This is a genomic window from Microcystis aeruginosa FD4 (genome assembly GCF_009792235.1).
Lineage (GTDB): Bacteria > Cyanobacteriota > Cyanobacteriia > Cyanobacteriales > Microcystaceae > Microcystis > Microcystis viridis.
Window position 1 is genome coordinate 2,508,876 of record NZ_CP046973.1, and the last position, 19,831, is coordinate 2,528,706.

Annotated in this window: 25 protein-coding genes, 1 tRNA gene and 4 pseudogenes; 2 read left to right on the top strand and 28 right to left on the bottom strand. The window is 46.7% G+C overall.

Features of this window, described 5'->3' with window-relative positions; all coding sequences use genetic code 11:
• Nucleotides 1-36: 36 nt before the first annotated feature.
• The 7 genes and pseudogenes from rplA to GQR42_RS12730 form a co-directional block, all read right to left on the bottom strand.
• On the bottom strand, nucleotides 37-750 hold the full coding sequence (gene rplA / locus GQR42_RS12700; RefSeq protein ID WP_158200247.1) for a 50S ribosomal protein L1: 714 nt from the start codon (nucleotides 748-750) through the stop codon (nucleotides 37-39).
• 55 nt (nucleotides 751-805) lie between these two features.
• Complete coding sequence (gene rplK / locus GQR42_RS12705) at nucleotides 806-1,231, bottom strand: 50S ribosomal protein L11 (protein ID WP_158200248.1); 426 nt, start codon at nucleotides 1,229-1,231, stop codon at nucleotides 806-808.
• A gap of 3 nt (nucleotides 1,232-1,234) precedes the next feature.
• Nucleotides 1,235-1,852 (bottom strand): transcription termination/antitermination protein NusG, encoded by a 618-nt coding sequence (gene nusG, locus GQR42_RS12710; protein WP_151694838.1) that lies wholly within the window; start codon nucleotides 1,850-1,852, stop codon nucleotides 1,235-1,237.
• Nucleotides 1,849-2,085, bottom strand: coding sequence for a preprotein translocase subunit SecE (gene secE / locus GQR42_RS12715; protein ID WP_002765998.1), 237 nt, complete (start codon nucleotides 2,083-2,085; stop codon nucleotides 1,849-1,851). Before secE ends, nusG begins: the two co-directional genes overlap by 4 nt.
• 124 nt (nucleotides 2,086-2,209) lie before the next feature.
• Nucleotides 2,210-2,282: transfer RNA gene (locus GQR42_RS12720), tRNA-Trp, on the bottom strand.
• A 101-nt stretch (nucleotides 2,283-2,383) separates the two neighbouring features.
• Nucleotides 2,384-2,746 (bottom strand): 50S ribosomal protein L19, encoded by a 363-nt coding sequence (gene rplS / locus GQR42_RS12725; RefSeq protein WP_002738040.1) that lies wholly within the window; start codon nucleotides 2,744-2,746, stop codon nucleotides 2,384-2,386.
• A gap of 389 nt (nucleotides 2,747-3,135) precedes the next feature.
• Nucleotides 3,136-4,224, bottom strand: a pseudogene (locus GQR42_RS12730) (ISAs1 family transposase).
• Nucleotides 4,225-4,395: 171 nt separating this feature from the next.
• Between GQR42_RS12730 and GQR42_RS12735 the strand changes: the two are divergent.
• Both GQR42_RS12735 and GQR42_RS12740 read left to right on the top strand, forming a co-directional pair.
• Nucleotides 4,396-4,818 (top strand): annotated as a pseudogene (locus GQR42_RS12735) (IS1634 family transposase); the annotation flags it as partial.
• A gap of 467 nt (nucleotides 4,819-5,285) precedes the next feature.
• A pseudogene (locus tag GQR42_RS12740) lies at nucleotides 5,286-5,381 on the top strand (IS1/IS1595 family N-terminal zinc-binding domain-containing protein); the annotation flags it as partial.
• 128 nt (nucleotides 5,382-5,509) lie between these two features.
• Here the strand turns inward: GQR42_RS12740 and glmS are convergent.
• The 21 genes and pseudogenes from glmS to rplC all read right to left on the bottom strand — a co-directional run bounded on the left by glmS (nucleotide 5,510) and on the right by rplC (nucleotide 19,524).
• Complete coding sequence (gene glmS / locus GQR42_RS12745) at nucleotides 5,510-7,411, bottom strand: glutamine--fructose-6-phosphate transaminase (isomerizing) (RefSeq protein ID WP_158200249.1); 1,902 nt, start codon at nucleotides 7,409-7,411, stop codon at nucleotides 5,510-5,512.
• A gap of 798 nt (nucleotides 7,412-8,209) precedes the next feature.
• Complete coding sequence (locus tag GQR42_RS12750) at nucleotides 8,210-8,776, bottom strand: adenylate kinase (protein ID WP_158200250.1); 567 nt, start codon at nucleotides 8,774-8,776, stop codon at nucleotides 8,210-8,212.
• Between the two features lie 70 nt (nucleotides 8,777-8,846).
• On the bottom strand, nucleotides 8,847-10,166 hold the full coding sequence (secY, locus tag GQR42_RS12755; protein ID WP_158200251.1) for a preprotein translocase subunit SecY: 1,320 nt from the start codon (nucleotides 10,164-10,166) through the stop codon (nucleotides 8,847-8,849).
• 267 nt (nucleotides 10,167-10,433) lie between these two features.
• Complete coding sequence (rplO, locus tag GQR42_RS12760) at nucleotides 10,434-10,877, bottom strand: 50S ribosomal protein L15 (RefSeq protein ID WP_151695078.1); 444 nt, start codon at nucleotides 10,875-10,877, stop codon at nucleotides 10,434-10,436.
• A gap of 10 nt (nucleotides 10,878-10,887) precedes the next feature.
• The gene (gene rpsE, locus GQR42_RS12765) at nucleotides 10,888-11,409 is read right to left on the bottom strand and encodes a 30S ribosomal protein S5 (RefSeq protein ID WP_002757584.1); all 522 of its coding nucleotides are present in this window, start codon (nucleotides 11,407-11,409) and stop codon (nucleotides 10,888-10,890) included.
• A 26-nt stretch (nucleotides 11,410-11,435) separates the two neighbouring features.
• Complete coding sequence (gene rplR / locus GQR42_RS12770; protein ID WP_158200252.1) at nucleotides 11,436-11,798, bottom strand: 50S ribosomal protein L18; 363 nt, start codon at nucleotides 11,796-11,798, stop codon at nucleotides 11,436-11,438.
• Between the two features lie 3 nt (nucleotides 11,799-11,801).
• A complete protein-coding gene (gene rplF, locus GQR42_RS12775; protein WP_158200253.1) occupies nucleotides 11,802-12,362 on the bottom strand; it encodes a 50S ribosomal protein L6 in 561 nt (186 codons plus the stop codon).
• A 220-nt stretch (nucleotides 12,363-12,582) separates the two neighbouring features.
• Nucleotides 12,583-12,984: a 30S ribosomal protein S8 gene (rpsH, locus tag GQR42_RS12780; protein ID WP_002734721.1), complete on the bottom strand. Its 402-nt coding sequence runs from the start codon at nucleotides 12,982-12,984 to the stop codon at nucleotides 12,583-12,585.
• Between the two features lie 222 nt (nucleotides 12,985-13,206).
• Entirely contained in the window at nucleotides 13,207-13,746 is a 540-nt protein-coding gene (gene rplE, locus GQR42_RS12785) for a 50S ribosomal protein L5 (RefSeq protein ID WP_002734750.1), read from the bottom strand.
• A 54-nt stretch (nucleotides 13,747-13,800) separates the two neighbouring features.
• The gene (gene rplX, locus GQR42_RS12790) at nucleotides 13,801-14,154 is read right to left on the bottom strand and encodes a 50S ribosomal protein L24 (protein WP_002757582.1); all 354 of its coding nucleotides are present in this window, start codon (nucleotides 14,152-14,154) and stop codon (nucleotides 13,801-13,803) included.
• Nucleotides 14,155-14,194: 40 nt separating this feature from the next.
• A pseudogene (rplN, locus tag GQR42_RS12795) lies at nucleotides 14,195-14,564 on the bottom strand (50S ribosomal protein L14).
• Between the two features lie 20 nt (nucleotides 14,565-14,584).
• Nucleotides 14,585-14,827 carry a 30S ribosomal protein S17 gene (gene rpsQ / locus GQR42_RS12800; protein WP_158200254.1) on the bottom strand — a complete coding sequence of 81 codons (243 nt, stop codon included), beginning with the start codon at nucleotides 14,825-14,827 and terminating at the stop codon, nucleotides 14,585-14,587.
• Nucleotides 14,828-14,833: 6 nt separating this feature from the next.
• On the bottom strand, nucleotides 14,834-15,052 hold the full coding sequence (rpmC, locus tag GQR42_RS12805; protein WP_158200255.1) for a 50S ribosomal protein L29: 219 nt from the start codon (nucleotides 15,050-15,052) through the stop codon (nucleotides 14,834-14,836).
• Nucleotides 15,052-15,471: a 50S ribosomal protein L16 gene (gene rplP / locus GQR42_RS12810; protein ID WP_002734310.1), complete on the bottom strand. Its 420-nt coding sequence runs from the start codon at nucleotides 15,469-15,471 to the stop codon at nucleotides 15,052-15,054. Before rplP ends, rpmC begins: the two co-directional genes overlap by 1 nt.
• A gap of 33 nt (nucleotides 15,472-15,504) precedes the next feature.
• Entirely contained in the window at nucleotides 15,505-16,233 is a 729-nt protein-coding gene (rpsC, locus tag GQR42_RS12815; RefSeq protein WP_061432468.1) for a 30S ribosomal protein S3, read from the bottom strand.
• A 23-nt stretch (nucleotides 16,234-16,256) separates the two neighbouring features.
• The gene (gene rplV, locus GQR42_RS12820) at nucleotides 16,257-16,616 is read right to left on the bottom strand and encodes a 50S ribosomal protein L22 (RefSeq protein ID WP_150978028.1); all 360 of its coding nucleotides are present in this window, start codon (nucleotides 16,614-16,616) and stop codon (nucleotides 16,257-16,259) included.
• 142 nt (nucleotides 16,617-16,758) lie between these two features.
• Nucleotides 16,759-17,040 (bottom strand): 30S ribosomal protein S19, encoded by a 282-nt coding sequence (gene rpsS, locus GQR42_RS12825; RefSeq protein WP_002753908.1) that lies wholly within the window; start codon nucleotides 17,038-17,040, stop codon nucleotides 16,759-16,761.
• 30 nt (nucleotides 17,041-17,070) lie between these two features.
• Entirely contained in the window at nucleotides 17,071-17,904 is an 834-nt protein-coding gene (rplB, locus tag GQR42_RS12830; RefSeq protein ID WP_002771036.1) for a 50S ribosomal protein L2, read from the bottom strand.
• Nucleotides 17,905-17,937: 33 nt separating this feature from the next.
• The gene (locus tag GQR42_RS12835) at nucleotides 17,938-18,243 is read right to left on the bottom strand and encodes a 50S ribosomal protein L23 (protein ID WP_002771034.1); all 306 of its coding nucleotides are present in this window, start codon (nucleotides 18,241-18,243) and stop codon (nucleotides 17,938-17,940) included.
• On the bottom strand, nucleotides 18,233-18,865 hold the full coding sequence (gene rplD, locus GQR42_RS12840) for a 50S ribosomal protein L4 (RefSeq protein WP_158200256.1): 633 nt from the start codon (nucleotides 18,863-18,865) through the stop codon (nucleotides 18,233-18,235). Before rplD ends, GQR42_RS12835 begins: the two co-directional genes overlap by 11 nt.
• 20 nt (nucleotides 18,866-18,885) lie before the next feature.
• Nucleotides 18,886-19,524 carry a 50S ribosomal protein L3 gene (rplC, locus tag GQR42_RS12845; RefSeq protein WP_002796429.1) on the bottom strand — a complete coding sequence of 213 codons (639 nt, stop codon included), beginning with the start codon at nucleotides 19,522-19,524 and terminating at the stop codon, nucleotides 18,886-18,888.
• Nucleotides 19,525-19,831: the final 307 nt, after the last annotated feature.

Genomic DNA, 19,831 nt, shown 5'->3' on the forward strand with positions numbered 1-19,831 from the left:
ATTACTTGGAGGCCTTTTCAGAAAAAATAACTGTCATTAACCTTCTGCTAATTTCAGATCCCGCAGGGTGCTAATATCCACTTGAATCGATGGCCCCATGGAGGAGGAAACGTAAACTGTGCGCCAGTAACGACCTTTGGCTCCGGAAGGACGGTTTCTGTCCACCGTTTCCTGCAAAGCTTTCAAATTGATTAACAGATCCTCGGTGCTAAAAGAAGCTTTGCCAAATTGAACGTGAACGATCCCGGTGCGATCGGCCCGGAATTCCAATTTACCCGCTTTAAACTCAGAGATTGCTCCCGTTAAATCCGTGGTTACGGTTCCCCCTTTCGGTGAGGGCATTAAACCCCGTGGACCGAGTTGACGACCTAATTTAGCCACTTTCGGCATCATATCGGGGGTGGCGATCAACACCTCGAAATCCATCATGCCCTTGGCGATTTCTTCGATTAATTCTTCCGAACCAACGATATCGGCCCCAGCGTTGTTCGCTTCCTGTACCTGTTCCCCGCGAGTAATGACCGCTACCCGCACCGTGCGTCCGGTTCCTTTGGGTAAACTTACCGTTGTCCGCAGTTGTTGGTCGGTATATTTAGGATCGATGCCTAAACGAATATGAGCTTCGGCGGTTTCGTCGAATTTCGCCGTCGCTAATTCCTTTAATAATGTCAGTGCCTCTAAGGGCTCGTAGGCTTTATTTTCTACCTTAGCCTGGGCATCTCGCAAACGTCGTGAAACTTTTTTTACCATCTGATTTGTTGCTCCTTGGGTAATAACGAAGCTGGGCTTCTCCCCGTAATAAAATTTAGTCTGAGATCTTGACACCCATATTTTTGGCCGTTCCCGCCACAATATTCATGGCCGCTTCGATGTCGTTAGCGTTAAGATCGGGCAGTTTAGTCTGGGCGATTTCCCGTAATTGGTCGCGGGTAATAGTGGCGACAAATTTCTTGTTGGGTTCGTTGGAACCTCTTTCCACACCGGCCGCTTTACGGATGAGAACGGAAGCGGGGGGAGTTTTGAGAATAAAGGTAAAACTACGATCCTCAAAAACGGAGATTTCCACAGGGATGATCATCCCGGCCTGATCGGCGGTTTTAGCGTTGTAATCTTTACAGAACGCCATGATATTCACCCCGTGTTGACCCAATGCAGGACCCACCGGAGGAGCCGGGTTAGCCTTACCAGCAGGTAAAGCTAGTTTAATAATTGCGACGACTTTTTTAGCCATGATTTAGTTTTGTTTTTCGACTTGATTAAATTCCAATTCGACCGGGGTATCCCTACCAAAAATGGAGAGCAGGGCCTTGAGTTTGCCGCGCTCGGGACTAACTTCGATAACTTCCCCTTCAAAGTCCTTAAATGGACCGGATAGGACCAAGATTTGATCGCCAACTTCCATATTGATTTTGACGACGGGTTCTTGAATCTGAGCTTGTTTGAAGATGCGATCAACTTCGGACATACTTAAGGGTAGCGGGGTGACGTGACCGCGGCCGCGTCCGTAGCGCCGCTTTTGTTCGGCCCCGACAAAGTTGATCACATGGGGGGTGTTTTTTACCACCTGCCAAGCGTCATCATCCATGATCATTCTGATCAGGACATAACCGGGGAAGACTTTTTCCTCTCCGTGCTGCCGTGAACCATCCTTGCGGACTTTGACGGTGGCCGCTTGGGGAATCTGGACTTGCAGAATGCGATCGGCCACATCGAGGGTGTGGATGCGCTGTTCCAAATTGGCTTTGACCCGTTTCTCACAACCGGAAGCCACCTGCACGGCATACCAACGGGGTTTTTTCGGTAGGCCGCTAAGATTGACTTCTTCAGGAAACTGCTCTTCTTCTAGATTCATGGGAACACCTTCCCCGCACCCCAGGCAAAGAATTTATCAATCAGATAGATGAGAGTGGCTACCAAAGTCACCATTAACATCACGGCCGCTGATTCACTCAAAAGTTGCTGACGGGAAGGCCAGACGACTTTGGCGAGTTCTTCTTTGGTTTCATTGACGAATTCCTTGACCTGAAAAGAGCTTCCCTCTTTCTTGTCGCTCGTGTCTTTTTCTAGGGTTTCTTTTTTGGCCACGATCGCTACTCCTTAAAATGATACTCAAGCTATCCTTAACTTATCATTTTCACCGGACAACCCACACTAACCCCCAGACATTTAGATCATGTCCTTTGCAGTTATCGGCTTGGTGATTACCAAACGCGCCCTGGAGGACTTGAACCCCCGACATCAGGTTTTGGAGACCTGCGTTCTACCAACTGAACTAAGAGCGCCCATTCGCTAAACTATTTGGCTTTTTTAAGGCCTTCATTTATTATAGCGTAGTTGTTGGCGATTGTGCAACTTTCTTGGTTAGGCTGTCGCCGGAAATTTTTTAGAGAGGGCGATCAAAACGTTCTTGTACCCTGGTGGCTTTGCCAACCCGATCGCGCAGATAGTAGAGTTTCGCCCGACGTACTTTACCACGACGGATGATCTTGATACTGGCAACCCGCGGCGAGTGGAGCAGGAAGACTCTTTCTACTCCCACACCCTGGAAAACTTTTCGTACTGTAATCGTTTCGTTGATACCGCCATGGCGTTTGGCGATGACAATGCCCTCGTAGGGCTGAATCCGCTCTTTATCTCCTTCAACGATTCGCACCCCTACCCGGATCGTGTCACCGACATGGATAATGGGCAGATCGCTCTTGAGATACTCGGCTTCGATTGATTTGATAATCTCTTCCGTTTTCATCGGCTTTCGTAAAACTCACAATTTCCCATCATACCATATTTTTTGAGTAAAAAGGAATAGCTATTAGATATCCGCCTTTTCAGTCACCCGTCACCAGCAGCCACTATTCATACTAAATCCTGTTTAAAACGTATAGGAAGGTGGGGTGGTGGGTAGGGCTGTTTCATTTAAATTAAGTACAGCTGATTTTGAGTCAATAAATTTGACCGAAGATTCTCAAGTTTATCTTTTTCTAATCAAAAGAGTTATTCACAATAACTAATCTTTAATCTTCTGCCAATATTTATTATGAATAAATTGATAAAGCTTCTTCTCAAGCCACTAAAAGCCTATCTCTCTTGAAATTCTCTGAGAGTACATCCTGTTAATTTCGCTAATTTTTCTGCTTCTTACGTCGATAAAACTATCAGTTTTTCCCAACGTTCAGCTAACCACCTCTGTCCCTCTGTTATTGAGAGAAACCCCAAGGAAAAAGATTCAATCCTATAGTTGTGAGAATTGACCAATTGCTGGCCGCTTGAAAATCACTTATCTGGCTTTTATCTTCCTCAAAAATTACATCTTTTACCCAATGTAACTGATTTTCTATTTTCCAATGTCCTCGAATAATTTCAGCAAATACTTGGGCGGATGCGGTTAGGCTACTGATATAGTAAGCTGTTTCTTTATAAGTTTTATCCCCGCGACTACCCTTTCTTTCTACTTTAATAAGTCTTCGCAAATTTTCCAACCCTTGTCTTTCATTTTTCCTCACTTTAAAAACTTCTATTTTTCTTGATATTTTTCGTCCATGACTATTATCTTGTTCAAGAAAGCAACTTTCTGGCTTTGAGGAATTACTCAGGTCTTGTATTCGCTGATCAAGATTTTTCTGATTTCCTTTAACGGTGATAACATAATCATTTTTACTCTTGATTATTAAGCTGATTGTTTTTTTTCTGACATTGTAAAGCATCGCCAGTAAAAACTTTATTTTGAAGAGAGCAATCTTCAGTTATAGCTTGATCTTCGTCGATTTCATACCCTTTTTTGTTTTCGATTCTTTTTATGTGTAATACTAATCCACTTTCTTGACTAAACAATGAGACAAACATAATAAAATTTTGTTGTTCATTGTTAGGATTCTTTAGGGTATTTTTGAGACTTTTTCCATCTATACCTAGCCAATTTATATCATCTCTTTGTCCATATTCTTGTAATGCCCATTCATTAAATACTCTTAACAAACTCTGCCTTTTAACTCCCATTATTACCCTTCTAATTGTTGAATAAGATGGGAGTCTTTCTGGAATTATGTTAAATTCTTGACTGAGCCTGTGCCGATTATTTTTGGCAAACTCTCCTAGCTCTCTATAACTTAAGTATCCTAGCATTGTTCCCAGTATTATTACTACTAATACTATCCATAAAGGGTGTCTTTTTCCTTTATCTTTCCGAAAGTCCTTGACTTGTTTCAGTTTTTCTATTAAGCTCAACATATATTTAAAAGGTTGGCGGTCACTTCTCATTTTACAAAGATAGTGATCGCTTTTACTTTTGATATTCTGATGGGAGAATGAAACAGCCCTGCCCCAACGGGGGGTCTTGAGACCCCTAATTATGAAAAAATAGGAATTGTTGGAAAACTGAGGCGAGTGGACTGTTCGACCATGAATCAATCAACAGAAATTGAAGTCAAAAATCTAGACCATCTGGGATTAGTAGCCGAAATTATCGATGAAATAGGAATCGTTGAAATTATCAACGAACAAGTCTCAATTGAGCGAGGAGAAATTGTCACAGCGGGGCAAGTCGTGAAAGCAATTATCCTGAATGGATTGGGATTTGTCGCCCGAGCCTTGTATTTATTTCCTCAATTTTTTGAAGATAAAGCAACGGAACATCTGCTGGGAGAGGGCATCGAACCCAAACAATTAAATGATGATAAAATTGGTCGAGTGATGGACAAACTTTATCAACTGGATGTTTCGGGTATTTTCCTACTCATTAGTTTAGCAGCCGTGAAAAATTTTGGTGTAGCGACCGAGAATTGCCATTTAGATTCAACTTCTCTATCAGTGGAAGGAGAATATATAGGGTCTGCTGAAAAAGTTTTCCCTGGGGGCAGGGTGTGGGGTGTGGGGTGTGGGGTGTAGGGTTTTACCGATTTTCAGGTGGTCAACTACCTAATTTTCAGGGAAAAAGTACCTGAATTTTCCCCCCGATCACCCCTAGCTAAGGCACTTTTTGATGGGAAAAAAGTCTAAAAGTATTATCCAACAAGGTTTTTAGATTTATTCAGCAGACCCTATATAGCGGTATGCAGTCGAATGAGGTATACTGCAACAAGCTATAAGTCAGTGTAGGCAAGACGATGGTCTGTATCTCACTCAAGCGAATACCGCTATAACAAGGAATACCCAACAGTAGAAATCCTGAAATCAGGAGCAGTGGAAGAAGAAATTGAAACCAGACAACAGCCAATAAAAATTAGGCGTTGTCAGATAAAGAGATGAGAAGGCAAAATAGATAGAAACTCAATCAAGGAAAAAGAAGGAAGAAATGTCCAGAATGTCAAAGTGACCACATCAATAAAAATGGTCATCGTGGTCAAAAACAAAACTATATATGTGTAAACTGTGGTCGTCAGTTCATCTGATAATGTGTTTCCATCTCTCCTCTGTCAGACGAATTAAAACCCCATTCTGATAAGTTGTATGAAGATTCATAGGTTCCGATTCAGTGCAAATAGACCTTTAAACCACACTTTCAACCCGATGAACCTTACTCCACCGTGACACTTTTGGCTAAATTGCGCGGCTGATCCACGTCTAAACCGCGACGGGCTGCGATATGATAGGAGAGCAATTGTAGGGGAACTACTGTTAAAATTGGCGATAATAATTCCTCAATTTCCGGCACACATAAGACATCATTAAAGACTTTCGGCGCTTCCGTATCACTATCAGCAACTACTCCCAATAACCGTGCATCCCTTGCTTTTGCTTCCTGTGCATTGGAGAGAACCTTATCATAAACTATCCCCGGCATCGCAATCGCTACTACGGGAACTTTTGCATCTAAAAGCGCAATCGGTCCGTGTTTCATTTCTCCAGCTGGATAGCCTTCCGCATGAATATAACTGATTTCTTTGAGTTTTAAAGCCCCTTCTAAGGCAATGGGGAAATTAATCCCCCGTCCCAAGAAAATAAAGTCTTGGGTGTCATTAAATTCATGGGCCAATTCTTCGATCGCTTTTTCCTGTGTTTCTAGGACAGTTTCGATCGATCTTGGCAGCGATCTCATTTGATTAATAATTTCCTCGATTCTCTCTAAGGACAAAGTTTGACGACGATAGGATAAATCCAAAGCTAAGAGATAAAAACCCAATAACTGTGCTGTAAAACTCTTAGTTGCCGCCACCCCGATTTCGATCCCCGCCTGGGTATTAATAATCTGATCGACCATTTGTGCTAGGGTACTTTCGGGGCGATTAGTAATCCCGATAATCCGGGCCTGATATTTTTTTTCTAATCCTAAACGACGCTGTTTTTCCGTTTCCAACGCCGCTAAAGTGTCGGCTGTTTCCCCCGATTGCGTCACCCCGATAGTTAAAGTATTGGGCATCAGTGGCGTGGGTGCATAACGAAATTCCGAGGCGTACTGTACCCTTGTGGGAATACCTGCCAACTGCTCGATCAAGTATTTACCGACTAAACTAGAGTGCCAACTGGTTCCACAGGCTAAAATCTGAATATGTTCTAAATTTTCGTAAATTTCTTCAGAAAAATTAATATTTATCGGGTTGACATTATACTCATTTTGTGCTTTCCAATCGGGTTGTAGATAGGTCCCTAAACAGTCGCGCACCACTCCGGGTTGTTCGTAGATTTCCTTGAGCATGAAGTGACGATAACCCTGTTTTTCTACGGTTGTCGGACTCCAATCGAGGACTCTGGGGCTTTTACGGACTCTTTTCCCTTCAAAATTATAGATTTCTACTCCCAAGGGTGTTAACCGAGCGATTTCGCCATTATCCAGGGACAGCACCGCCCGGGTATGGGGAACCAAAGCACTCACATCGGAGGCACAGAAAAACTCCCCTTGACCGAAACCGATGATTAAAGGAGCGTGTTGCCGCACGACAATCAATTCATCGGGATAATCGGGACTAATCACCCCTAGGGCAAAGGCTCCCTCTAAACGTTCAATTGCCCTTAAAACTGCCTTGAGGAAAGGACTCACCCCCAAGTATTCTTCATCGGTAGGCTTGGGTAGATAACTGGCGATTAGATGGGGAATAACTTCTGTGTCGGTTTCCGAGTCAAATATACAGCCTTTCTCCTTTAATTCTGTTCTTAATACCTGAAAATTTTCGACAATCCCATTCTGTACCACTGCCACCCGTTGATTATTATCGGTGTGGGGATGGGCATTACTTTCTACGGGTTTGCCGTGGGTTGCCCAACGGGTGTGACCGATGCCAATTTGGGAGGGATTAACTTCCTGTTCTAATTTTTCCCGCAGATTGTAGAGTTTTCCCTGGGCGCGGACTCGATGTAATTCACCTTCGAGAATTGTGGCAATCCCTGCCGAATCATAACCCCGATATTCTAAACGTTCCAATCCAGCTAGGAGAATATCGATCGCTGTTTGGGTTCCGATATAGCCAACAATTCCGCACATTCTTTCCCTGACCCCATTTAGGCTAAGTCCGATCTATTCTATCGCAAGCTTGACGCTTATTTGCTTAGAGGCTCAAGACGCAGGGGTAAGGGTAAAGTTTCCCTTTTAGGAGATTGGGATGTGGGATGTGGGGAGAATAAATAAAAGCAATATATATCACTCAGCAGCATACTTTGTTCTTTTTGTCAAAAAAACTTTCTCTTTGCAACAAAACTACATAATTAATTGATCAACGGGTTGGGTTTTAAAAGGCTCTTTAACCGCCATTTATTGCTGTTGCTGAATAGGTGAGTATAGATTTAGCAAAGGGTTTCAGGATCAGCAGACAGCTAAAAACCCAAAAAAGCACAGAAAAACCCATCATTTCATACTGCGAAATTATACCATAATCGCTGGAAGTATTGCAACCTCGTAAACAAATGACAATTATTTTCAATAAATTCTTAAGAAAAGATAAATATTGCGAAGTGTAAATTTAAATATTCTCAACTATTAACGCTTGTTTGATATAAAAAACTTATAAAAAGTGGTAATTTTTACTGACTGATGACTGATGACTGATTACTGATTAAGTAGTCGTGCAAAATTAATTTCCTAGTCGAGACAGGAGACGGGAGACGGGAGACGGGATAAAGCTATTAGGGATCGGATTTGAGGTTTCAGTTCTCTGTTTGCTCACCACCGCAGAAGTCTGACGGAGTAGTGGCTTAGATGTGTAATTAATTGTGCTTAGATACTGACTGATCACTGATTACTGATTACTGATTACTGATCACTGATTACTGACTGAGGATAACTTTACCCAGGAGTGACAACTGCTGTTAAAGCGGCAGTAACCGCGTCCATCGATTGATTACCGTCGATCTGGTTAAGAGTCCCTTTTTGACCGTAATAATCTAAAACGGGGGCAGTTTGGTCGATATAAACCTGTAGGCGACGGGCGATCGTTTCTTGAGTATCATCTTGACGACCCCGTTGCATGAGACGCTCAATCAAGACCGTATCCGGTACAGCCAAATTAACCACATAAGTGTAACTATCAGCCAATTCTTCCAGTAATGCGTCTAAAAAGCTCGCCTGTGCCACCGTGCGGGGAAAACCATCAAGAATCCAACCCTTAGCACTGTCAGGCTGTTTTAAACGTTCCTGAATTAAACCTAATAACAACTCATCGGGGACTAATTCGCCCTTTTCCACATAAGCTTGTGCTTGCTGACCAAGTTCTGTCTTCTCTGTAATTGCTTGACGTAAAATTTCACCGGTAGAAATATGGGGAATCGTCAGAGATTCCGCTAATTTTGCCGCTTGGGTCCCTTTTCCCGATCCGGGCGGTCCCAAAAATATCACACCGATCCGTTTGCTCATGGATTAAATATAGGGTTTTAAGGGAAAAAATAACCAGTAACCGCTAAAAGGTCACTGGCTAACTATCTAACTACCGTTTAATCATGTCCTCATAGCGTTGAGACATGACATAGGTTTGAATTTGTTTCGCCGTATCGATCGCCACCCCCACCAGAATTAACAGGGAAGTTGCCCCTAAACCGCGAAAAGTGGTGACACCGGTAGCGCTTTCTACTACAGTCGGCACAGTAGCCACCAAACTTAAAAACAGAGCGCCCAAAAGGGTGAGACGATTCAGCACCCCTTCCAGATAATTAGTGGTAGCGGTCCCAGGACGAATACCCGGAATACTGGCCCCCATTTTTTTCAGGTTTTGGGACATATCTTTGGGGTTAACGATCAGGGAAGCGTAGAAGAAACTAAAACCGAGAATTAGTAAGCTATAAAAAGCCACATAACCCCAACTATCGGGACGCAGGGCATTAACCAACTGGACTAAAACCTGACCAACCGGGTTATCCGTGGGTAAAGCTTGCACCAATTGGAAAGGTAACACCAACACTGCGGAGGCGAAAATAATCGGCATCACGCCCCCCTGATTGAGTCGTAGGGGTAGATAACTGGTTCTTTCCCGATAGAGACGACGACCGACCTGACGACGGGCAGAAACAATCGGAATCCGACGGGTTCCTTCCTGAACAAAAACAATGCCAATAATCATCACCAAGAAAACCAGCAAGAGAATCACCACTTGAGCGATCGCTTGTCGGCCACCCTGTTGAGCAAAAGTAATCGTATCACCGAGGGTTTTCGGTAAAACAGCGACAATATTCACAAAAATCAGCAAAGATGCTCCATTTCCCAGACCGCGTTCCGTAATCAGTTCCGAAATCCACATCACGAACATAGAACCGGCCACTAAAGCGAGAACCGTAGCAGCGATCGAGGGTAAAGTTCCAGCCACAACGCCGTTAGCGACTAATAAACCGAGAGTAATACCGATACTTTGAATAATTGCCCAACCAAAGGCAATATAACGGGTAATTTGGGCAATTTTCCGCCGTCCTGCTTCTCCTTCATTTTTCTGTAAATCTTCCAAAGAAGGAAGGGCAGCGGTGAGCAGTTGCACGATAATTGAGGCGTTGATATAGGGAAGAATGCCTAGTGCAAAAATCCCTAACGTCGATAATCCTCCCCCGGTAAACAGGTCAAGGATTCCCAAAGCGGCGTTACCTTGAATAATTTCTGCTAATCTTGCCCGATCCAAACCGGGTATCGGTACAAACATCCCAAAACGGAGCAGAATCAGTAAACCCAATGTAATCAACAAGCGACCGCGTAAACCGGCCGCCTGTGCCATTTGCATAAACGTTTCCTGTGCCGTGGGAGCCTTATCACGACTGACGACCATTAACAGTTACCTCTAGTGCAGTTTTTTTATGGGAAAAAGTAATCGAGGGGGAAAACTTTCTCGATTTTTTTAAGATTTCCCCTGTCTTTCTTATGATATAGCAATCAGGTCTTGGGGGTTGGGTGTTAGGGTGTGGGGTGTAGGGTGTGGGGTGTGGGGGGGTCACTGCGTGCGCGTTGCGGGGGAAGAATAAATAAAAATAATCTCCTGTCTCCCGTCTCCCGTCTCCCGTCTCCTGTCTCCTGTCTCCTAATCTCCTGGGGAAATTTATATCTCTTCCCAAGTACCTTGAGCGGCGGTAATTTTCTCTTTAGCACTATTGCTAAAAGCGGCGGCCTTAACCTTGAGGGGAACGGTAATTTCACCATCACCCAAAACTTTTAAAGGGCCGTCGTTGCTGGTGAGAATTTTAGCTTCTAGGAGACTTTCCAGGGTAACTTCCGTATTAGCGGGTAAAGAAGCTAATTTTTTCAGATTAACGATTGTGTATTGACGGGGGTTAACCAAAGGAAAATGCTTTAATTTCGGCACCCGACGATAGAGGGGCATTTGTCCCCCCTCAAAACCGGGACGAGTCCCCGTCCCAGAGCGAGATTTTTGTCCGCGCATTCCCAGACCGCAACTAGCGCCCTGGCCGGCCGAGACACCCCGTCCCACACGACGACGGCGTTTAGTGGACCCCGGTTGGGGGGCGATTTCGTGGAGTTTCATGGTGATTTCTTTAAGTGTACAGATGTTCTACAGATACGCCTCGATCCTTGGCCACTTCCGAGAAAGTGCGGAGGGTTTCCAGGGCGTTAACGGCGGCTCTAGCGTTATTGAGGGGGTTATCGCTACCGAGTTGTTTAGCGAGGATATTTTTCACCCCAGCTAATTCCAAAACGGTACGGACAGCACCCCCAGCAATAACCCCAGTCCCCGGAGCAGCCGGACGCATGAGCACTTGAGCGCCACCGGAAGCCCCCCGGGTAAGGTGAGTGATAGAACTAGCCTTAGTTAAGGAGACTTCAATTAGTTGTTTTTTGCCATCGGCCACGCCTTTACGGACGGCCCCGATAACATCCCCTGCTTTGCCGACTCCCACTCCCACCTGGCCGTTTTCATTACCGACCACGACGATAGCCCGGAAGCTGAGTTTTTTACCACCCTTAACCACTTTACTAACCCGGCGGATCTGGATGACCCGCTCTTGCCAAGTGGTTTCTTTTTCTTTTTCGCGGTTGCCTTTGCGACGTTTTGCCATAGTTTTATCAGTGTTGAAAGGATATTTTAGAAGTTTAAGCCGGCTGACCGAGCCGCTTCTGCTAAGGCTTTGACGCGACCGTGATAGAGATTGCCACCGCGATCAAAAACCACTTGTTCAATGCCTCTTTCTAGGGCCCGTTGGGCCACCAGTTTACCCACGGCAGCTGAGGCTTCTTGGGTAGCGGTGGATGCTAATTCCCCGCGCAAGGTGGCCTCTAGGGTAGAAGCGGCCGCGAGGGTATGTTGGGCTACGTCGTCGATAATTTGGGCGTAGATGTGGTTATTAGAACGAAATACGGATAAACGGGGCCGTTCAGCAGTGCCACTAAGTTTGCGACGCACACGCTGGTGACGACGACGGACTGATTCTTTGCGACTAAGTTTCATGGTTTATTTTTTACCTCCTTTACCGCCTTTACCGCCAGCTTTACCAACTTTGCGACGGACGACTTCACCAAGATAGCGAATCCCTTTTCCTTTATAAGGTTCGGGGGGACGAACTTCGCGGATTTTAGCGGCAATGTTACCGACCGCTTCTTTGTCGATGCCACTGACGATAACTTGGGTGTTGTTTTCTACGGCGACGGAAACACCATCGGGCATCTCCATTTCCACGGGTTTACTGTAACCAACATTAAGAACTAATTTACTACCCTGCGCCTGGGCGCGGTAGCCTACCCCTTGGATATCGAGGCGTTTTTGAAAGCCCGTAGCGACTCCTTCCACCATGTTGGCCACTAGGGTTCTACAGAGTCCATGGCGTTCTCTGGCGGTACGCGAATCGTCTTGACGGGTAACGAGGATGGTTTCGCCATCTTTATTGATGGCGACGGCGGTGGGTAGGGTTCTCTGGAGAGTTCCTTTGGGCCCTTTCACCGTCACGGTAGCACCATCGATATCGACGGTGACTTTATTGGGAATAGGAATCGGGCGTTTGCCAATACGAGACATAACAGTTATCAGTTATCAGTGGGTCAGTTATCACCGGAAGAGTTATCAGTGGGTCAGCTATCAGTTATCAGTTATCAGTTATCAGTTATCAGTCATCAGTGATCAGATTTGAGTATTAAGTGAGTAGTATTAAATAGCAGTTTCCTGCTGTCTTTTCACTGAATCACTGTTTACTGTTTACTGTTTACTGTTCACTGTTTACTGATCACTGTTCACTTATTTACCAGATGTAGCAAAGGACTTCGCCGCCAACGTTTTGTTTACGCGCTTCGCGATCGGTCATAATGCCTTTAGAGGTGGAAACAATGGCGATGCCAATGCCACCGAGGACGCGAGGTAAGTCTTTACTATTGGAATAAACTCGCAGGCCCGGTTTACTGACTCTGGTGAGGGTAGTAATGATCGGTTGACGGTTTTTGCCTTTATATTTGAGGGAAAGAACTAATTGAGATTTAATCCCCTCACCCACTTCCTCAAAGTCAGCAATAAAGCCTTCGTCTTTGAGAACTTGAGCAATACTGCGCGTCATCCGCGTGGTGGGAATTTGAGTAGTGGTCTGCCGAACCGCGCAAGCGTTACGGATGCGGGTCAGCATATCCGAAATGGTATCGTTAGCAGACATGAATTACCTGTTTTTCTCCTAAATTGGGATCAACATCAGTGGTCAGTTATCAGTTATCAGTCATCAGTGATCAGATTTGAGTATTAAGTGAGTAGTATTAAATAGCAGTTTCCTGCTGTCTTTTCACTGAATCACTGTTTACGGTTTACTGTTTACTGTTCACTGTTTACTGATCACTGTTCACTTATTTACCGGTCACTGTTTACTTTTCTCTTGATTGATTTATCTAAAGGGCATTCCCATCTCTTTGAGGAGGGCGCGTCCTTCTTCGTCGTTTTTAGCGGTGGTGATGATTGAGATGTCCATCCCGCGAATTTGATCGATTTTGTCGTATTCAATTTCGGGGAAGATCAACTGTTCACGAATGCCTAAACTGTAGTTACCACGACCATCAAAACTGTTACCGCTGATACCGCGAAAGTCGCGAATACGTGGTAAGGCCAGATTAATTAGACGGTCTAAAAAAGCGTACATTCGATCGCCGCGCAATGTCACCATCACACCCACGGGCATTCCTTCGCGAATTTTGAAGCCAGCGATCGCTTTTTTAGCTCTAGTCACTACCGGTTGTTGTCCGGTGATGGTGGACAGTTCCTCCTTGGAAGACTCCAAAGCTTTGGCGTTCTGTGAAGCTTCCCCAAGGCCGCGGTTAACAGTAATTTTGATAACTTTAGGTACTTGGTGGATATTGGTATAACCAAATTGTTCTTTCAGTTTCGGAACAATGGTTTCTTGATAGGTGGTTTTTAGTTTTTGGCTCATAGTTTTGCTGCTTGCTTTTCCTGGGCTTGGTCAGGAACTAGAATTGATGGGAAACTAATCAATAATTTCGCCAGTTTTCTTCAGTATCCGCACTTTCCGACCGTCTTCGGTAAAGGTATAACCCACCCGACTGGCGATTTTTTTCTTCTCGGAATAGAGCATCACTTTGGAACTGTGAATCGGTGCTTCGTAGGTAAGGATTTGACCCGATTCCCCTTCCTGTTGGGGTTTAGTATGTTTGGTGCGGATATTAACTCCTTTGACCACCACGGTACTTTCTTGGGGTAAGGCCCGTAAAATTTCGCCCACTTTGCCCTTATCGGAACCGGCGATTACTTGCACAACATCCCCTTTTTTAACGTGCATTTTTTGCCTTTGGGGTGGGGTTTGACTGTTTTTCTTACTCATTTTTTTTGACCTCCGATTGCCTTTATACTTCTGACTTTGATCAGAGAACTTCTGGGGCTAAGGAAACAATTTTGGTGTAGTTTTTATCGCGCAATTCCCGAGCGACCGGACCAAAAAACCCTAGTACCTTTGGGATTACCGTCATTATTAATAATCACGGCGGCGTTATCATCAAAACGGATGCTCATGCCACTATCGCGACGGACAGTTTGACGGGTCCGCACGATCACCGCAGTGACCACATCGGATTTTTTCACGGGCATATTGGGGATAGCGTCCTTAACCACGGCGATAATTTTGTCACCGATGCCACCGTAGGTACAGTTACCTGTTCCCAGCACCCGCAGACACATTAGTTTCCGCGCCCCGCTATTGTCAGCGACATTTAAGTAGGTTTGTTGTTGAATCACGGTTTTTACCTAGGTGAAATTTAATTATCGGTTAATATTTCCGCCACTGTCCAACGTTTGGTTTTACTGAGGGGGCGGGTTTCACGGATACGAACTCGATCGCCTTGTTTGGCTTGATTTTCTTCGTCGTGAGCCTTAAATTTCTGGGTTTTAACGACGATTTTGCCGTATTTAGGGTGAGGAGAGCGGTTTTCAATGGCTACCACTACGGTTTTATCCATTTTGTCGCTGACCACTACCCCAACTCTTTCTTTAACTGCCATAGTGGGTTATGCCTCCGGGGTGGACTGGGCTAGTTGGCGCTCCCGTTCTACGGTCAATAATTGGCCAAGACGGTGGCGGGTGTGTTTGAATTCGTGGGTTTTTTCCAAGCGGCGGGTGGCCTGCTGCAAACGCAATTCAAACAGTTTCTTTTTGGCAGCGAGGATAGCGTCAGCGATTTCGTCATCGCTCATCTTCCTCACTTCGGCGATTTTTGGTAGAGCCATTAGACAAAATCCTCCTCGCGAGTGATAAATTTGGTCTTAATCGGTAATTTTTGGGCGGCTAGGCGCATTGCTTCCCGGGCTACCGGTTCGGCTACCCCGGCAATCTCAAACATAATGAACCCCGGTTTAACCACAGCCACCCAGAATTCGGGGGAACCTTTCCCGGAACCCATCCGAGTTTCTGCGGCCCGTTGGGTGACGGGTTTATCGGGAAAAACGCGGATCCAGATTTTGCCACCCCGACGAATATAACGAGTCATTGCCCGTCTGGCCGCTTCGATTTGACGGGAAGTAATCCAACAGGGTTCGGTGGCTTGCAGGGCGAAATCGCCGAAATTAATCGTATTTCCGCCGGTGGCCAGCCCGCGCATCCGTCCGCGCTGTTGTTTGCGGAATTTTGTTCTTTTGGGACTTAACATGATGAGCTATTTACCACTGATAAATATTAGGGATCAGCCTTCGCTAGAGCGATCTTCAAACTGTTGACGTCGACGCTGTTGACGGCGCGGTGCTTGAGCGGGAACGGCGGCGGCAATTTCTTCTTGGCCGGGGATAATTTCGCCCTTAAAGATCCAAACTTTCACGCCTAGAATCCCGTAGATGGTGCTGGCGGTTTTATAGGAGTAATCAATATCGGCGCGCAGGGTATGCAGGGGAACCCGTCCTTCCCGCACCCATTCGGTGCGAGCGATTTCCGCCCCGTTGAGACGACCGCTAACTTGGATTTTGATCCCTTTGACTTCGGCCCTTTGCGCCCGTTGGATGGCTTGCCGCACCACACGACGGAAGGAAACCCGTCTTTCTAGTTGTTGGGCGATGTATTCGGCGATCAGATTGGCATCGGCATCCACGCGAGCCACTTCGATGACGTTAATGCGAATTTGACGCTGGCCACCGAGGGCTTTTTGCAAACCTAGGCGCAGCTGTTCGATTCCCGTGCCACCACGACCGACGACGACCCCGGGGCGGGCGGTGTGGATGGAGATATCTACTTGGTCGGCCTTACGTTCGATGCGAATATCGGCGATACCAGCATTAGCGAGGTTTTTCTCGACGTATTCACGAATGCGGCGATCTTCTTGCAGTAGTTCGGGGTAACGTTTCGCGTCGGCATACCAGCAAGATTTGTGATCTTTGATAACGCCGAGACGAAAACCGAGGGGATGGATTTTTTGTCCCATTGTGGTTTTTTTAGTTAAGGTGATTAGTCTTCGTTGCTAGGAGCGACGGCGACGGTGATATGACAGGTGGGTTTGCGAATTTGGTAGGCGCGGCCTTGGGCCCGGGGTCGAAAACGTTTTAGGGTCGGTCCGCCATCGGCAAAGGCTTGGCTAACCACCAAAGTGGCGGGATCGAGTCCTTCGTTATTTTCGGCGTTGGCAACGGCGGAACGCAGGACTTTGAGAATCGGGTCACAGGCCCGGTAGGGCATAAATTCGAGAATAATTAGGGCTTCCCGATAGGAGCGGCCGCGAATCTGATCGAGTACCCGTCTGACTTTCAGGGGTGACATCCGAATATAGCGGGCGATCGCTTTGACTTCGTTAGAGGTATCGATGGTCATTTCAGTTATCAGTTATCAGTTATCAGTTATCAGTCATCAGCTATCAGCTATCAGCTATCAGCTTTTATTTTTTGAAAATTAGCTAACTTGGTGATTTATGGTCACGACTATCTAGCTGACGACTGAGGGAGTAGCGGCTGATTTATTTCCGTCCTGCTTTTTTGTCGCTCTTGGCGTGGCCGCGGAAGGTGCGGGTGGGAGCGAATTCACCGAGTTTATGACCGACCATCTGCTCGGAAACATAGACGGGAACGTGCTGTTTGCCGTTGTGAACGGCGATCGTGTGACCGACCATATCGGGAATGATTGTCGAGGCACGGGACCAAGTTTTAATCACTTGTTTACTGCCCTGTGCGTTGAGTTTTTCGATTTTTTCCATCAGGTGGCCGGCGACAAATGGCCCCTTTTTCAGTGAACGACCCATAATTTTCAGTCAAAAGTAAAGTAATAATTTCTAACCCTGGTTACGACGGCGCACGATCAGATCGCTACTGCGTTTTTTCTTGTTGCGAGTTTTGCGACCGAGGGCGGGTTTACCCCAAGGAGTCATCGGTCCAGAACGTCCGATCGGAGCGCGACCCTCTCCACCTCCGTGCGGGTGATCGACTGGGTTCATGACGCTCCCCCGAACATGAGGTCGTTGACCGCGGTGACGGGTACGACCGGCTTTACCGAGACTGATATTTCTCGCTTCGGCGTTACCGACTTTTCCGATGGTGGCGTAGCATTCGCGCCGGATCATGCGTACTTCTTTGGAGGGGAGGCGGATGGTAACGTAATCGCCTTCTTTGGCTACCACTTGGGCGAAACCACCAGCGGCCCGCACCATTTGACCACCGCGACCGGGGACGAGTTCGATGTTATGAACTTCTGTCCCTAGGGGGATGCGACTTAAGGGTAGGGCGTTACCGACCTCGAAGGGAGCGTTTTCTCCGGCGATGACGGTATCACCAACGCCTAAACCAGCGGGGGCGATGATGTAGCGTTTTTCCCCGTCTTTGTAGAAAAGCAGGGCAATGCGGGCGTTACGGTTAGGATCGTACTCGATCGCCGCTACTGTGGCGGGAATATCCCGTTTATCGCGACGAAAATCGATAATCCGGTAGAGGCGTTTATGGCCGCCGCCCCGGTGACGACTGGTAACGACACCGCGATTATTCCGCCCCTGTTTACTGTGTTTGTGATGAGTTAGGGACTTTTCTGGTTCGGTTTTGGTGATCTCTTTAAAGTCGGAGATCGCCGCCTGCCTTGTCCCGGGGGTTAAAGGTCTAAAAGAACGAATACCCATAGTTTAGTTTTCCGTTATCGGGTTTCTTGGTGGTTATACGTCGGGATAGAGGGCGATCGAGTCGCCTGCTGCCAGGGTCACGATCGCGCGTTTGTATTGGGGTTTGTAACCGAGGAAACGGCCGACGCGTTTTTTCTGACGAGAGGGGCGGCTGGTGTTCACTTTCGTTACTTTCACGTCAAACAGCAGTTCGATCGCCGCTTGAATTTCCGGCTTAGTCGCTTTCAAGGCGACATCGAAGACGTATTTATTTTGTTCTAGGAGTAGGGTGGCTTTCTCGGTCACGATCGGCTTTAGGATCAGATCGGCGAGTTGTCTGGCTTCAGTTTTAAGCACCATAGACCTCCTCAATTTTAGCTAGGGCTGCGGCGGTGGCGATCACTCGATCGGCTAGGATGACATCATAGACGTTGAGACTATCGGCGCGAATAATTTTGAGATTGCAGATATTACGTCCCGATAAATAGACATTTTCGGGAATTTCCGTCAGAATCAGCAAAATTTTTTCCTCTGGACTGGCTCCCCAGCGACTTAAGGCAGCGGTCAGTTCTTTGGTTTTGGGTTGGGAGAATTGTTCAGCGAAGCTTTCAACCACGATAAAGTTATCGGCCTGGCCGATCAAAGCGGTTCTCAGGGCTAATCTTTTCTCTTTGCGATTGACCTTAACTTCAAAATCTCTGGGTTTCGGTCCGAAGATGACACCGCCACCACGCCAGAGGGGAGAACGGATCGAACCGGCCCGGGCCCGACCGGTGCCTTTTTGCCGCCAGGGTTTGCGACCACCGCCGCGCACTTCCGAGCGGGTTTTGCTCGAGGCGTTACCTTGGCGGGCCGCCGCTAGATGGCTGACGACGACGCGGTGAATTAGGTGTTTGGCGGTTTCGGGTTTAGCGGTTTTCAGTTCCAGGGTGCCTGTTCCCGCTTCTTCCCCTTGCCAATTTTTGACTGTGTAGTTAACCATGGCTTTAATCTTTCCTTGCCCTATTTACCAAACTTCTTGGCGGGGGTGATGTTTAACAGGGTTCCTGGTTTGCCCGGGACGGCTCCTTTGATCAGGATCAGGTTGCGTTCGCTATCGATTTTGACCACGGACAATTTGCGGATGGTCACTTGGGTGGCCCCGTATTGTCCAGCCATTCTCTTACCCGGGAAGACCCGACCGGGGGTAGTACCGGCACCGGTAGAACCGGGAAGACGGTGGTTTTTGGAACCGTGGGTCATGTTACCGCGCTTGAAGTTATGGCGTTTTTGATAGCCGGAGAAACCTCGTCCGATGGTGGTTCCGGCCACATCGACTAAATCGCCTTCTTGGAAGATGTCGGCGGTAATTTCTTGGCCTAAAGTATAAGCGGATGCGTCCTCAAGGCGGTATTCGATTAAATGCCGCAGGGGGGAGACACCGGCTTTGGCTAAATGACCGAGCAGTGGTTTGTTGAGGGCTTTTTCTTTGACGGTTTTGTATCCCACTTGGATGGATTCATAACCGTCGGTTTTTTTCGTTTTGACTTGGGTGACGGGACAAGGACCTGCCTGAACGACGGTGACGGGAATGGCAACCCCCGTTTTATTGTCGAAGATTTGGGTCATGCCCAGTTTTGTACCGAGGATACCGATAGACACGGATTCTTCTCTTTATCTTTACTAGACGACAATCAAAAATAACGTGGCCGTGGCTATAGGAGCGGGAAAGATTTTTCCCGCTTTATCAGCCTGCCCAACTTGAATGACTTTTTTCGAGTTATTTAAGCTGGCATCCCGTTAAATTCGTAAGTAAGACTAGACAGGGTTGCTGGTTCTGCCTAGATTGTTGCTGGTCTTTGTTTCTTCAGGACTTAAAGGGTTTATCTTCAGTATCCCGGCGAAGACCGAGCGACCAAGGCGGTTCTGCTCGGCAGTGCCTTCAGCACCACCTAACACCGATTTTGGC